This is a genomic window from Streptomyces corynorhini (genome assembly GCF_003346515.1).
GTDB lineage: Bacteria > Actinomycetota > Actinomycetes > Streptomycetales > Streptomycetaceae > Streptomyces > Streptomyces corynorhini.
In genome coordinates this window covers 1-12338 of record NZ_QQNA01000229.1, presented here as the reverse complement: position 1 = coordinate 12338, position 12338 = coordinate 1, and the positions used below count along the sequence as shown (strand labels likewise).

General features: G+C 68.2%; 15 protein-coding genes and 1 pseudogene. 10 read left to right on the top strand and 6 right to left on the bottom strand.

Annotated elements, in window-relative coordinates; all coding sequences use genetic code 11:
• Together DVH02_RS36440 and DVH02_RS25810 are read left to right on the top strand one after the other, a co-directional pair.
• Window positions 1–266: pseudogene (locus DVH02_RS36440) on the top strand (HNH endonuclease); the annotation flags it as partial.
• A 119-nt stretch (window positions 267–385) separates the two neighbouring features.
• Window positions 386–883 carry a phage terminase small subunit P27 family gene (locus DVH02_RS25810; protein ID WP_233518457.1) on the top strand — a complete coding sequence of 166 codons (498 nt, stop codon included), beginning with the start codon at window positions 386–388 and terminating at the stop codon, window positions 881–883.
• Window positions 884–955: 72 nt separating this feature from the next.
• Here the strand turns inward: DVH02_RS25810 and DVH02_RS25805 are convergent, their stop codons facing one another.
• Window positions 956–2227 carry a tetratricopeptide repeat protein gene (locus DVH02_RS25805; protein WP_114626254.1) on the bottom strand — a complete coding sequence of 424 codons (1272 nt, stop codon included), beginning with the start codon at window positions 2225–2227 and terminating at the stop codon, window positions 956–958.
• A 574-nt stretch (window positions 2228–2801) separates the two neighbouring features.
• Here DVH02_RS25805 and DVH02_RS25795 point away from each other — a divergent pair.
• Together DVH02_RS25795 and DVH02_RS25790 are read left to right on the top strand one after the other, a co-directional pair.
• Window positions 2802–3017 carry a hypothetical protein gene (locus DVH02_RS25795; RefSeq protein WP_114626250.1) on the top strand — a complete coding sequence of 72 codons (216 nt, stop codon included), beginning with the start codon at window positions 2802–2804 and terminating at the stop codon, window positions 3015–3017.
• Window positions 3018–3514: 497 nt separating this feature from the next.
• Window positions 3515–3910: a hypothetical protein gene (locus tag DVH02_RS25790; RefSeq protein ID WP_147286128.1), complete on the top strand. Its 396-nt coding sequence runs from the start codon at window positions 3515–3517 to the stop codon at window positions 3908–3910.
• An 858-nt stretch (window positions 3911–4768) separates the two neighbouring features.
• Here DVH02_RS25790 and DVH02_RS25775 read toward each other — a convergent pair.
• A complete protein-coding gene (locus DVH02_RS25775; protein ID WP_114626246.1) occupies window positions 4769–5188 on the bottom strand; it encodes a VOC family protein in 420 nt (139 codons plus the stop codon).
• Between the two features lie 145 nt (window positions 5189–5333).
• On the opposite strand from DVH02_RS25775, the gene DVH02_RS25770 reads away from it, so the two are divergent.
• Entirely contained in the window at window positions 5334–5957 is a 624-nt protein-coding gene (locus DVH02_RS25770; protein WP_114626253.1) for a histidine phosphatase family protein, read from the top strand.
• A gap of 226 nt (window positions 5958–6183) precedes the next feature.
• Here the strand turns inward: DVH02_RS25770 and DVH02_RS25760 are convergent, their stop codons facing one another.
• On the bottom strand, window positions 6184–7302 hold the full coding sequence (locus DVH02_RS25760; RefSeq protein WP_114626245.1) for an FAD-dependent oxidoreductase: 1119 nt from the start codon (window positions 7300–7302) through the stop codon (window positions 6184–6186).
• Window positions 7303–7355: 53 nt separating this feature from the next.
• On the opposite strand from DVH02_RS25760, the gene DVH02_RS25755 reads away from it, so the two are divergent.
• Genes DVH02_RS25755 through DVH02_RS25745 form a run of 3 tightly spaced genes read left to right on the top strand, consistent with a single transcriptional unit; the run spans window position 7356 to window position 8884 of the window.
• The gene (locus DVH02_RS25755; RefSeq protein WP_114626244.1) at window positions 7356–8057 is read left to right on the top strand and encodes a TetR/AcrR family transcriptional regulator; all 702 of its coding nucleotides are present in this window, start codon (window positions 7356–7358) and stop codon (window positions 8055–8057) included.
• A 54-nt stretch (window positions 8058–8111) separates the two neighbouring features.
• A complete protein-coding gene (locus tag DVH02_RS25750) occupies window positions 8112–8357 on the top strand; it encodes a hypothetical protein (RefSeq protein WP_114626243.1) in 246 nt (81 codons plus the stop codon).
• Window positions 8358–8362: 5 nt separating this feature from the next.
• Window positions 8363–8884: a P-loop NTPase family protein gene (locus DVH02_RS25745; RefSeq protein ID WP_114626242.1), complete on the top strand. Its 522-nt coding sequence runs from the start codon at window positions 8363–8365 to the stop codon at window positions 8882–8884.
• A gap of 121 nt (window positions 8885–9005) precedes the next feature.
• On the opposite strand, the gene DVH02_RS25740 is transcribed toward DVH02_RS25745, so the two are convergent.
• The 3 genes from DVH02_RS25740 to DVH02_RS25730 all read right to left on the bottom strand — a co-directional run bounded on the left by DVH02_RS25740 (window position 9006) and on the right by DVH02_RS25730 (window position 10749).
• The gene (locus DVH02_RS25740) at window positions 9006–9602 is read right to left on the bottom strand and encodes a YbhB/YbcL family Raf kinase inhibitor-like protein (RefSeq protein WP_114626241.1); all 597 of its coding nucleotides are present in this window, start codon (window positions 9600–9602) and stop codon (window positions 9006–9008) included.
• Window positions 9599–10210 (bottom strand): isochorismatase family protein, encoded by a 612-nt coding sequence (locus DVH02_RS25735; protein ID WP_114626240.1) that lies wholly within the window; start codon window positions 10208–10210, stop codon window positions 9599–9601. The genes DVH02_RS25740 and DVH02_RS25735 overlap by 4 nt, the downstream gene beginning before the upstream one ends.
• A gap of 98 nt (window positions 10211–10308) precedes the next feature.
• Window positions 10309–10749: a MarR family winged helix-turn-helix transcriptional regulator gene (locus tag DVH02_RS25730; protein ID WP_114626239.1), complete on the bottom strand. Its 441-nt coding sequence runs from the start codon at window positions 10747–10749 to the stop codon at window positions 10309–10311.
• 136 nt (window positions 10750–10885) lie between these two features.
• Between DVH02_RS25730 and DVH02_RS25725 the strand changes: the two genes are divergently transcribed.
• Window positions 10886–11746, top strand: a complete 861-nt coding sequence (locus DVH02_RS25725) for an alpha/beta fold hydrolase (protein ID WP_114626238.1) — start codon at window positions 10886–10888, stop codon at window positions 11744–11746.
• Window positions 11739–12293, top strand: a complete 555-nt coding sequence (locus tag DVH02_RS25720; RefSeq protein WP_114626252.1) for a TetR/AcrR family transcriptional regulator — start codon at window positions 11739–11741, stop codon at window positions 12291–12293. The genes DVH02_RS25725 and DVH02_RS25720 overlap by 8 nt, the downstream gene beginning before the upstream one ends.
• Window positions 12294–12338: the final 45 nt, after the last annotated feature.

The following is a 12338-nucleotide window of genomic DNA, read 5'->3' as shown; positions in this document are numbered from 1 at the left end:
CGACGCGTTGGCAGCGCATCCGCAGGGCGTACCTGTACGCGAACCCGTGGTGCGTGTTGTGCGGTAGGCCGGCGAACGTGGCGGACCATTTCCCGCTGTCACGACGCGAGTTGATGGCACGGGGCGAGGCGAATCCGGATTCCGCGAAGCATCTTCGGCCGTTGTGTGTCGCGTGCCATAACCGCGAAACGGCACGGAATCAGCCGGGCGGATTTGCTGCGGAAGCGAAATCCCGCCGTGAATCGGGTGAGCGTCCGTTGTTCTGACCAGGGGGGTACTCCCTTCCCCGTCCGATCCTGAGCGAGAGGGAGGCAGAAATCTTTCACCGGAGCTGAAAGCATTTTTGGAACCCCAAATTGAACGCGCCAAAAGAAAGCGAGAATTCGTGGCCGACCGATACCGGCCCATGTCCGCTGTCCAGCGGGCACGCGAAGGTAACCCGTCAAAGAAACCGATCAAAGAGGGAGTGATAATCCCTCGCGCGATCCTTACCGAGCCGGATTGGGGCGAGGTGTTCAAGACATCCTCCGATCCCGCTGTTGAATCAGCGAACGAGCGTTGCCGCAAGGTGGCATCTGTCGAATGGCGGCGCGTAGTACCGGTATTGGAAGCCGCCGCCGGTATTGGCGAGGTGGACCATGCGACCGTCAAGGATCTGTGCGTGTGTGTCGCGCGTATCGACCAGGCCGAGCGGGATCTTTCAGAGCGTGGGCTCATGGTGACCGCAGAACGCGGAACGGTGAAGAACGGCGCGGCCACCATCGCAGCGCAGTACCGGACCCAACTCGTCCGGTACATCAGGGAGTTGGGCCTCTCGCCGAGTGCACGAACCGCTATTACCGCTCCGGAATCCGATGATGACGACTCGGATATCTGGGACTAACACGCGGCGCCGCAGAGCCCCCGTGCTCGCCTCCTTTGACTTGGGCGGCGGGTGCGGGGGTTTTCTGTTTTGCTAGGCGGCTCGCAGCGACCGTTCATAGATTTCACGGGCCACTGAATTCGAGCGATAAGGTCCCAAGAGCGCACGAATGCTTGCAACCTGCTCGTCTACTCTTCCGGAATGGATTGCCGGGTATTGATCAAGAACTTGATTCCACGTCTTGCATGCTGCCTCCAAATGGCCCATTTTTAGTTGGCGTTCAGCCAACATGGAACTAAAACGCATAGCGGACACTTGGGTATCCGTTGGATCTCTCAAGCGAAAATGCAATTGGAGGGATTCGACGCTACCTGGAATATCACCCAAGGCGTATCGAACTTGAGACACGTGATAGGCCAGAGTTGCGGGGTTGTAACCACCGAATGTGCCCAGAGGGCTTTCTGCCATATCCATGGCCTTTTCTGCTTGCCGAATACTGCGGAGCGCGTTCACGCGGTCACCAGCTACAGCAAAGGAATGCGCTTGCTGTCCTGCCATGAATGCATTCATGCGAGGTCCTGATTCCGGTGAAGCTGCCGAAGCGGCATCAGCCAAGCGTACTGCTGCGGGACCATGCCCCAGATCTACCGCTTGCACCGACATTCCTCGCAGGATGTGGCAGTAAGTCATGTGGTCCGCGCTGGCGCCCGCGAATTCAAGCCCTTTCACGTAATAGCTCTGAGCAAGCCCGTGCAACCCCTCGTCTACCGCCATCCAGCCAGTCAGATAGCACAAGTATGAAGCCGCCGACATCATTGCTTTGCGGACTCCCTCCGGAGCGTCGGCCCGAAGATATGGCGCAACGGTGTTGACTAGGAAGGTTGCAGCCATGGGGCGTGAATGGCGACCGCCGAACTGGTCATACAGCGTGTACAGGTGGTCCGTCATTTTGGTAATCATCTCAACGTCTGGCATCCCTATGCGCGACGTACTTCCTGCCTGCACAGACTCCATTCGTCCTACAATTTCTGGCCAGTTGGGGAAAGTTAAGGCAGCCGAGAAGATGCTTGCTCCGAGAATGCTCCGGCGCGAGGGTGACATATCTTGGCTTCCGAGATCAATCATCTCTTCCACCGTGTTGGGATCGCCGCGTCCTTGTGATTCGCTCGCTATGGACGGAAACCCTGCTTCGGCGTGCGTGACGGGTCGTCGCAACCGCCGGGCAAATGCTTCCAAGATCAGCGGGCGGACGGATTCCTTGGGCAACTGCCCCTTCAACCACTGGCTGACAGAGGGCTGTTGGTACTTGAGAGGGGTTCCCCGTTCGGTCCCGATGCGGTTGACCTCCTGGGCGAACTGACGCATCGTCCACCCGCTCTCGCGGTACAGCCGCTCAAGTGCTGTGTTCGGCTCCAGTGTCCTCACTGCCCCATCCCCTCACAGCGGTCTTATGGCTCTTATGTCTTCACGCTGTGACAAGCGTAGCGCTGTGCGTAGTCGTCCAGTTGCCTAGAGCGAGTCGAGATCACTCCAGGAAGCGGGGCGACCATGGATGACCAGGGGACACCAGCGACGGCCCCCAGTAGCGACGCGGACCAGTTATACGAACTCATCCGGGCGGGGGGCTTCTGGCGACTTGCTCCGGACTGGGTACCGCGCACCGGGTACACAGTCCCCGGCAAGGGCGGGCTCCACCGGATGGCGGACAAGCTTCTTGCGCTCTCCGTACCGGGCCCGGGTGAGACGTGGTGAGCCCCACCAGAGGTCAGCCGGACAAGTCCGTGCTCCGGTGGCCACCGTGCCAGTGCGGACATCCCGAGTGCCCGGATAAGCCAGCGCCGACGGACAAGGGTGACGACGACAGGTCGCACAGCACCGTCATGGAGGGAATCCGCGCTCGGTTGGGGCAGCGGAACATTCGCTCAAGCGGGGGATATCCGTGAGCGACCAGCCAACGCCCTTGAATCTCACCCTCGCGTACGCCCAACTCCGTCACCGGGCCGGCCAACTTGAACGCGCCATCGATGAGGCCCTGGACGAGCAAGTCTCACTGCGTACGCAGCTGATACTCACCGGGCTTCAAAAGCTTGACACCAAAGCATTCTTCGAGCGGGTTACGGGGCATCCCGCGCCGACCGTGGACGGTGCCGAATGACTGCCAAGAACTGCACAAAATGCAGGAAGCTGGAAACCGCAAAGCGAACCGCCGAACTCAACGGTCAACCTGGGGACGTCATCGACTGCATCGTGTTGCTGCGGAGACATCCCCAGCATGATGACCAGCCCGTGCCCCGGAAACCCGAGAAGGGCGAGTTGTACTGGTGAAGATCCTCGTACGGCTCGTGTGCTGTGGGTGGGCGCTCGCCTGCCTGATTATCGCTGGGTTGATCGGGTGGTTCATCACCTTCGTAGCGACCCGCCGCTAATGAACCCCCGTACCGGGCCCGTAATCGACCGGCGGGGACGGCCCCGGTACGGGCCCCGAAACGCCGCTCCGGTCACCCCCGTATCCAGGGCCGGAGCGGTCTCCCTTTGCCGGTGACGCAGAGCCCGGTAAAGGGTAGTCGGCAGAGCCCCCACTCTGCCGGTGGAGAGTCCCGTCCGTGCGTTACCCCCGGCGCATGGGCGGGGCTTTTCAATTGGAGCTGAACAATGCGTGTGTGCAACGCGACCGCCGAAATTCCCGTACGTGAAGCGGTGTTGGCAATTATTGCAGGGCAGGGTTCGGTGGTGCCTGATGATTTGGCGCTCCTTGACGACGCGGTCCGCTGTGAGCTTGCGCTTTGGCATGCCGACGAACACGCCGCCTTTGTCTGGGAGTGGGCGCACGACATGAGCACCGCGCTGTGGGCCCTGTGGAAGCCGGACGGCGCCGTACAGTTCGAGTCGCACTCATGGTGCGGAGTTCCCGAGGGCGGAACGGAAGCGGGGGACGCGTGCTTTCTCTTCCTGGAGCACTCGCGGGAGCATTCTTGGGAGACGTTCGACCCCGCCGCCAAGGAGGCAGTACGCCAGGCGCGGCAGATGTTCCCTCACTGGTTCTGGTAGGGGTAACGCCGTTCACGCAATCCAACACGCGGATATTGCGGAGGGTGCTACCGTTCCCTCTCACAACAAAAAAGAGACCCCGGCGAGTGCGTCAACACTCCCGGGGCGTGGACGACAACCTCAGGAGTTGCCGACGTGCGTCACTCTATCGCGCGTGCCCTCGTGGCATGCCTGCGCCTCATCCTTGCCGCCATGCTGCCCGCTACCGGGAAGCGCCGAGCGGCCAGCACCGCCCCGAGCGTGCCCCCCGTCAGCCCCTGGACCAAGCCTTGGGCCGGACCAAGCTCGGCGGAAGCCCGAGCCGTCTTCCGCGCCGAAGAGTCCATGGTGCTCACACCCGTACAGCGGGAACGGCGCTACGCTGCGGGATTCGCTGCCCACGGTGTCGACTACCCGTACACCGGGCACGGCGTACACCAGGTCCGTACGGCGGTGACCGCGTGAACGCCCTCACGGAGACGTGCGGCGCGCAGCGTCCCGGGTTCGAGGGGCGACCGCACATCGGAATCAACAGCATCCCGTGCGTCCTCGGTACCGACCATGAGGGCGACCACCGCAACGCATGGGGGCAGGCATGGGAACGCGTTGCCGTCCCGGACACCGCCACCGTCCCGGATGCGGTCTGCGTCGCGTGCGGCACCCCGACCGGAGCCCCGATTGAGATCGGCTACGTCGAGCGCGTGAGCGGCCCCGGATACGTCCAGCACGTATGCCCTGACTGCCTCTACCGGTCCCCGGTCCGCCCGACCCCCAGGGACCGCTACCTAGCCCCGTAGCCCGGTCCCCAGACAGCAGACCAGCCCCGTTCGGCCAAGTGCCGGGCGGGGCTCTGTCGTTGGCGTTGGCGTGCGCGTATGCTCAGAACTGGTAGTTAGAGGTGTTGGGGTCGGCCATCACGACGTGGTGCTCGTCGCACTCCCGCAGGACGGCCCCGCCCGCCTTCACCAGCCGCTCGGACTCCGCCTTGATCCGCGCCCAGCGTTCACCGGCACTGCCGTGTCCCGGCACTCGAACGTCGATATGAAGCCGGTTCTTCGCCGTCTTCGGTTCGGGGACCTTGAGGATGCAGAGGCGGGGGCCGACGCCGTCCGGATCGCAGAGCCACGCCCCGTCGTCCTCCGATTCGTCCTCCGGCAGGTCGAACTGCGCGAGCCACTCCTCACGCGTTTTGAAGGGAGCGGGCGGCGGCTCGTCGATGTAGCCCAGCGCCGTCTTCCAGAAATCCGCGAGGAGTTGTGCGTTCGCGCAATCGAGAGTCAGATCGATGGTGGTTGCCATGACGCGAACGTACTGCACACCTCTGACAGCCACCGCCGCCATCAGCGCTCGCGTGAGCCGGCACAGCCCCGGCGGAACTGCGCGCGGAGACCTCGGCGTCCATCCCTGACGTACCAGATCACGGATGAAGACGGAGACCCGGGACATGGCCGACACCGCCGCTCGACACCTCTACCTCGCCCGGCACGGTGAAGCGTCGGAAGACGAGACGACCTTGACGGAGAGCGGCCGGCGCCAAGCCGTTCTGCTCGGTGAACGGCTCCGGGGCACCCCGCTGTCAGCGATACACCATGGGCCGCTGCCCCGGGCGCGGCAGACGGCGCGGCTGATCGGCGCGCAACTCGACGCCGTTCCACTGCACCAGTCGGAACTGGCCGGCGACTACGTCCCCTACCTGCCCACGAAGGAGGAGTTGCCGCCGGATGCGGCCGACGCCATGCTCGGCTTCCTCGCTCAGGTTCCCGAGGAGGAGCGCGACCGCGGTCCAGCGCTGGCCAGGGAAGCGCTCGAAGAGTTCACCGGCACGGTCGACGGCGATCGTCCCCGCCATGAACTGGTCGTCACGCACAACTTCCTCATCGGGTGGCTGATCCGAGCCGCCCTCGACGCGCCCGAGTGGCGCTGGATGGGCCTCAACCACGGCAACGCGGCCCTTACGGCCATCAGATACGCACCCGGCAGGCAGTCCTCCGTGCTGTTCTACAACGACATGCGGCATCTGCCCGCGGAACTGCGCTGGACCGGCTTCCCGCCCGAACTCCGCGTCTGAACTTGTCCGATCCCGCACAGTGCCCTGCTGCCGCCCCGGGAAGCCGTGGCAAGTCCCGGGTGCGGGTGCGAGTCCTGGGTGCGGGCGCGGGTGCGGGTGCTGCTACTGGTGCTGCTGCCGGTGCGGGTGTCGGTGCTGCTGCTGGTGCTGCTGGTGCTGCTGCCGGTGCTCGTGCCCTTGCCGGTGCTCGTGCTCGTGCCCGTTCTGGCGCTCCCGCACGTGGCGGTCATGATGGCTGGACGCGGTCGAAGAGAGCGAGAGCTTCGGCGGGGTCCGGGCTCACCAGGCGTTCCAGACCGGCCGTCGTGATCTGCGCCCACCTGCCCGCCCGCGCCCACATCCGTTCCTCGAAGGCGCGGACGGCCCCGTCCAGATCTCCTGGGCCGGTGGCGATGGACTCGGCGAGTTCGGCGCCTTCGAGCATCGCGAGGTTCGCGCCCGCCCCCAGAGGGGGCATCAGATGGGCGGCGTCGCCCAAGAGCGTCACGCCGGAGACGTGGGGCCAGCTGTGGGATACGGGCAGGACGTAGAGGGGACGGTGGGTGAACGCGGTGCCGTGGCGCAGGAGGTCGAGGACGGGAGCGGCCCAGCCGTCGAACAGGGCCAGCAGGCTCGATCGAACGGCCCCCGCGTCGGCCAGGTCCAGGTTCGCGTGCCAGTCCAGCGGCGCGCGGAACTGCGCGTACACCTTGACGTGACCGCCGCTGCCGCGCTGGGCGACGAGAGCGCGGTTCACGCCGTACACCGCCACGGAGCCGTCGCCGATCAGCCGGGCCAGGTCGGGGTGGCCGGTGTCGACGTCGTCGAGGGAGGTCTCGACGGAGGTGACCCCGGTGTAGTGCGGCGTCACCGACGAGACCGCCGGGCGGGTCCTGGACCAAGCCCCGTCCGCGCCGACCACGAGATCGAACGTCTCCTGCCGCCCGTCCGCGAAATGGACCGGCACGCCGTCCCGGCTCCCCGGCCCCACCCGCGTCACGTCCCGCCCCCACCGGACGCCGAGAGGGCCGAGCAGCAGGTCTCGGAGTTGTCCGCGGTCGATCTCGGGATGGGCGCGGTCGTCAGGACCGGGTCGCCAGTCGCGCAGGACGGTCCCGTCCACGTCCAGGATGCGCATGGCCTGCCCCTCGGGACGGGACAGCGCCCGGAACTCCGCCAGCAGCCCCGCCTTGTCCAGCGCCAGCTGGCCCAGCCCTTCATGCAGGTCCAGCGTGCCGCCCGGCGGGCGGGCGTCGGGGGCGGGGTCGCGTTCGAGGATGGTGACGGGGCAACCATGACGGTGCAGGACGCGGGCGAAGGCAAGGCCGGCAGGACCGCTCCCGACCACTGCGATACGATGGCTCATATCGATACACCGTATTGCCTCGGGACGATGAATCGCAACGGTACGGTGGCACCATGACTGTCTGGGACCGGCCGGAGCCGCCGACTCAACCCGTGCCGCTCGACCGTGAGCGGATCGTCGCCGCCGCCGTCGCGCTGGCCGACGAGGGCGGGCTGGAGGCGGTGTCCCTGCGCAAGGTGGCCGCCCGGCTGGACGCCGGTCCGATGCGGCTGTATCGGCACATCGCCACCAAGGAGGAGCTGTTCGATCTCATGGTGGACGAGGTCCACGCCGAGATCCGCCCAGAGGAGCAGCCCGGCGACTGGCGGGGGGCGTTGCGCGTCCTCGCCCAGCGCACCAGGCAGGCCGCTCTCCGCCACGAATGGCTGGCCGACCTTCTCGGCGGCCGCCCGGCGCTGGGCCCGAACGGCCTTGCCGTGACCGAGGCCACGCTGGCCGCCCTCGACGGCCTCGCCGACGTCGACACCGTCCTGCGCGCGGTGGAGACCGTCAGCGCCTACTTCACCGGCGCGATCAGGCGAGAGATCGCGAACCTGCGGGCCGAGCGCGCCACGGGCCTGTCCGAGCACGACTGGCAGCGGGCCTCCGGCCCGCACGTGATGAGCATGCTGGCCACCGGCCGCTTCCCGGCACTGGCCAAGGCCGTGTACGACGGCACGGACGTGGACGCCGAGGCGTCCTTCGCGACCGGCCTGGAATGGGTCCTCGACGCCGTGGCCGCCAAACTCACGCTCCCGGGCGGCGACTCGGCCTGAGCCGGGTCCCCGACGCCATCCACGCTCGCGGCCACGCGGTTACTGTCATCCACCATGACCGAAGCCAGCTATCCGCAGACCACTCGCACCGCCTACGACAGCGACGCCGCCGCCGTCGCCATCGCCGCCGTCGACTGGATGGCCCCTGACCGCACCGCCGACCGCATCGCCGACCCGATGGGCGGAGCCGGCCTCGTTCTGGACGCGCGGATGATCCGTGGGACCGACGAGCGCGCGAGGCCCCGGCAGGGCCGGCCAGCCTTCTTCGTCGCGCACGAGCCCGAGACATCGAGGGGGTGAGTCGCATGATCGTATGGCTCAACGGCACCCACGGTGTGGGCAAGACGACGACCAGTGCGCTCGTGCAGCCGCTGATCCCGGATGCGCGGGTGTTCGACGCCGAGAAGGTCGGCGAGACGCTCATGGACATCACGCCTGGGCTGCCCTGGACGGGCAACTTCCAGGACTGGCCGCCGTGGCGGCCGCTCGTGGTCGAGACCGCCCGCCGTGTACTCGACTACGCCGGCGGCACGCTGGTGATGCCCATGACGGTCCTGGTCGAGCAGTACTGGCGCGAGATCAGCGCGGGCCTCGCCCACCACGCCATTCCCGTACGGCACTTCGTCCTCCACGCCGATCAGGACACCCTGCGCGGGCGCATCGAGGGGGACACCGATCTCGGCCCCTCCCCGTTCCGTCTCGCCTACGTGGAGCCCTACTTCGAGGCCGCCCGTACGTGGCTGCACGGCGAAGCCGAGGTCATCGACACCGCGCGCCTCACGCCCGCCCAGGCTGCCGCGCGGATCGCGGAGGCCGTGAAGACGTGAAGAGCTGAGGCCGCGCCTGGCAAGCGCACGGGGAAGGCACACGGGGAATGCTCACGGGGGAATGCTCACGAGCGGTAGCCGACGGTGGGGGCGGTAGCCGACGGTAGGGCGGTGGGGGCGGTCAGCGTTCGAAGGTGCCGGTCATGCGGGCGCGGGCGAGGACGAGCGCGGGTGCGGTTCCGGGGTCGGATGCGGTCAGAGCGGCCAGGAAGGCGCGGGGTCTCGTCCGGTCCCCCGGCGCCGTGCCGGGGGCGCCGCCCACCCTGGTGGCGAGGGCGAACAGCTGGAAGACGTAGTGGTGCGGCCCGTGGCCCTTGATGGGCGCGGGGCCGTGGTAGCCGCGTCCGACGGTGGACCGCAGCAGCCGTACCCCGGCGGCCGGCCGCCGTGCGCCGAGGGCGCCGCGATCCAGGTGCCCGGATGCCGGGTCGACGAGGGCGAGGCAGTGCACGGCGGGCTTGCCCAGGGGGACGTCGATGTCTTCGACGACCAGGAGGAGTTGGGCGGTGCCCGGTGGCGGCGGTGTCCAGGCCAGGTGGGGGGAGAGGTCTTCGCCGCCGATGAACTTCGCGCCATGTTCCAGCGGCAGCGCGCCGCCGTCGGCGAAGTCCCGGCTGGTGAGGGTCAGTAGCTCGGGCCCGCGCAGGTCGGCCCGTTGCCACGCCGTGTGGGCCTCCCCTGCCCTGCGGTTCTTCAGGAGCCGGCCGAGCAGCGTCATCGCGTCGCCCCGACCATGCCGATGACGTCGGCGGTGGTAGCGGTCTCGCCGAGCTTGGGGAAGACGCGTTCGACGCTGTGCCGGTGTGCCTCGGCATCGGGGTCGGTCATGGCGTCGGTGGCCAGGACGACGTGGTAGCCGTAGTCGGCGGCCGAGCGCGCGGTCGACTCGACGCCCGCGCTGGTCGAGATGCCCGCGAGCACGATCTGTGTGACGCCCAGATCCCGCAGGAGCGTGTCGAGTCCGGTGTCGTGGAACGCGCTGCGCCGCCGCTTGGTGATCAGGTGGTCGGTCGGTCGGACATCGAGTGCGTCGATGAGGTCGGCCCAGTCCGCCGACGGTACGGGGCCACCCGCGGCCCGCTCGCCCGCGGATCGCCTGCCTGCGGACCGACCACTCGCGGAGCGGCCCGCCTCGGTGCGCCCCGGCGCGCGGCCGGTGACGTTGACCAGGACCACGGGCAGGCCGTGCCGCCGGAACCCGGCGGTCAGGTGGGCCGCCCGCTCGACGGCGGCGGTGACCGGAGGGCCGGGGTGGGCCGCGATGATGCCCTTCTGGAGGTCGATCACGACGAGCGCGGGCGTGGGATCGATCGTTGTCAGTGTCATGGCTCGCTTCCTCACGGTTCCGTCGGGGTCACACGTGCCGGGCCAGACGTGCCGGGCCAGACGTGCCGGGCCGGACGTGCCGGGCCAGCCGGTCCGGGTCACACGTTCCGGGCCAGCCGGTCCAGCAGCGGCGCGGCGGCGCCGAGCTGTGCCAGCTCCGCCGGGGTGAACGCGCCGCCGGTCAGGGCCTGGGCGATGAGTTCGGCCCGCGCGTTGCGCTTGTCCTTCAGCGCGCGCAGGCCGGCATCGGTGACGGTCAGTACGGCGCGCCTGCCGTCGTTCGGATCCGTACGCCGTTCGACCAGGCCCCGGGCGCGCAGCGCGCCGAGCGTCGCCCCCATGGCCTGGGCGGTGATCTGCGCCTCCCGGGCGAGCGCGGAGGAGGTGGTGGGGCCCGAGCTTTCCAGCTGCGACAGAGCGGTTCGCTCGGGCATCGTGAGCCCGCCGTCGACGGGCACGTGCCGTACCCGCCGCACCAGCACGCTGAGACTCGCCAGCAGGGCGGCGGCCACCTCACCGGGGTCCGGATCATCCGTCATATTACTAAGGCTACCTTATCAAGAAGGTTTAGCTACATCGTGCGCGACATCGTGCGCGACATCGCACACGGCAACGCGCACGACCGGGGCCCGGCACCTGTTGGCAACGTTGGCTAATGGTGTTAACTTCTTGGTTATGAACATTAACCAAGAAGCCGGCGCCACCGCACTCCTGGAAGTCGACGGCGGCGTACTGGCGTACGACGTGACCGGCGAGGGCCCGCTGATCGTCCTCGCGCACGGCATGGGCGAGAGCAGGGTGGCCTACCGCGCCGTGGCCGCCCGGCTCTCGGCGGCCGGGTTCCGTGTCGCGCGGATGGACCTGCGCGGCCACGGGGAGTCCAGCACCGGCTGGGCCTCGTACACCCGTACCGATGCGGCCGGTGACATCCTCGCCCTGATCGGGCACCTGGGCGGCCCCGCCGTCATCGTGGGCCACTCCTTCAGCGGGGGCGCCGCGACCATCGCCGCGGCCCAGGCACCGGAGCTGGTCGACGCCGTGGTCGAGATCGGCCCGTTCACCCGCGCCCAGCGGGCCGACCTGGGCGCCCTGGTCCGTAACGCCCGTTACCGCAAGGGCATGCTCCTGCTCTTGGGCGCCGGCCTGCTGCGCAGCGTCCGGCTGTGGAAGCGCTACCTCGACCACGCCTTCCCGGGGCCCCGCCCCGACGGCTTCGGCGACTACGTCGCGACGGTCGAGGCGAACCTGCGCCGACCGGGCCGGATGGCCGTCGTCGGCAAAATGGGCATGTCCGCCCCGACCGACGCCGGTGCCCGGCTCGCGGATGTCCGCTGCCCGGCTCTCGTCCTCATGGGCACGCTCGATCCCGACTGGCCCGACCCCGCCGCGGAAGGCGCGGGGATCGTGGCCGGGCTGCCCGCCGGGCTCGGCCGACTCGAACTGATCGAGGGGGCGGGGCACTACCCGCACGTCCAGTTCCCCGCCGAAGTCGGCACGGCCGTCCTGGACTTCGTCCGGGGTGACGCACGTGGCTAGGGCGGCGCTGTCCACGGACGCGGTGGTCGAGATCGCGCTGCGGGTCCTGGACGAGGACGGCCCCGGGGCCCTGACCCTGTCGGCGGTGTCCGGCCGGGCGGGCGTCACCACCCCGTCCCTCTACAAGCACGTCAGCGGCCTCGCCGAGCTGCGCGCGCTCGTCTCGGCCCGCGTCATGAACGACATCGCGGACCGGGCGGGACATGCCGTGCTCGGCCGCTCCGCCGACGAGGCGATCCACGCGTTCATGACCGCGTGGCGGCGGTACGTACAGCAATACCCGCACCGCTACTCGGCGTTCATCCAGAGCCCCGAGCCGAGGACGGCCGAGGCCGCGACCCGGCTGTTCGACATCATCACGGCCACCCTCCGCGCCTACGGAATGGAGGACTCCGCCGCGATCCACGCGGCGCGGTGTCTGCGTGCGGCCGTGCACGGTTTCGCGGTACTGGAGGCCCAGGGCGCCTTCGGTCTCCCCGAGAAACTGGACGAGAGCTACGACCTGCTGATCCAGATGATGATCACGGGACTGCGGACGCCCCGGTGATCAGCGGCGGGCGTCCAGCGCCACTGATCACCGGGGCGTCCGCAG

Bases quoted from the DNA above. Each gene is read 5' to 3' on its own strand.
- DVH02_RS25750 (WP_114626243.1), top strand. From the start codon at position 8,112: ATGACCGAAGCCAGCTATCCGCAGACCACTCGCACCGCCTACGACAGC.
- DVH02_RS25760 (WP_114626245.1), bottom strand. From the start codon at position 7,302: ATGAGCCATCGTATCGCAGTGGTCGGGAGCGGTCCTGCCGGCCTTGCC.
- DVH02_RS25790 (WP_147286128.1), top strand. From the start codon at position 3,515: ATGCGTGTGTGCAACGCGACCGCCGAAATTCCCGTACGTGAAGCGGTG.
- DVH02_RS25755 (WP_114626244.1), top strand. From the start codon at position 7,356: ATGACTGTCTGGGACCGGCCGGAGCCGCCGACTCAACCCGTGCCGCTC.
- DVH02_RS25745 (WP_114626242.1), top strand. From the start codon at position 8,363: ATGATCGTATGGCTCAACGGCACCCACGGTGTGGGCAAGACGACGACC.
- DVH02_RS25730 (WP_114626239.1), bottom strand. From the start codon at position 10,749: ATGACGGATGATCCGGACCCCGGTGAGGTGGCCGCCGCCCTGCTGGCG.
- DVH02_RS25740 (WP_114626241.1), bottom strand. From the start codon at position 9,602: ATGACGCTGCTCGGCCGGCTCCTGAAGAACCGCAGGGCAGGGGAGGCC.
- DVH02_RS25805 (WP_114626254.1), bottom strand. From the start codon at position 2,227: ATGCGTCAGTTCGCCCAGGAGGTCAACCGCATCGGGACCGAACGGGGA.
- DVH02_RS25770 (WP_114626253.1), top strand. From the start codon at position 5,334: ATGGCCGACACCGCCGCTCGACACCTCTACCTCGCCCGGCACGGTGAA.
- DVH02_RS25775 (WP_114626246.1), bottom strand. From the start codon at position 5,188: ATGGCAACCACCATCGATCTGACTCTCGATTGCGCGAACGCACAACTC.
- DVH02_RS25725 (WP_114626238.1), top strand. From the start codon at position 10,886: ATGAACATTAACCAAGAAGCCGGCGCCACCGCACTCCTGGAAGTCGAC.
- DVH02_RS25735 (WP_114626240.1), bottom strand. From the start codon at position 10,210: ATGACACTGACAACGATCGATCCCACGCCCGCGCTCGTCGTGATCGAC.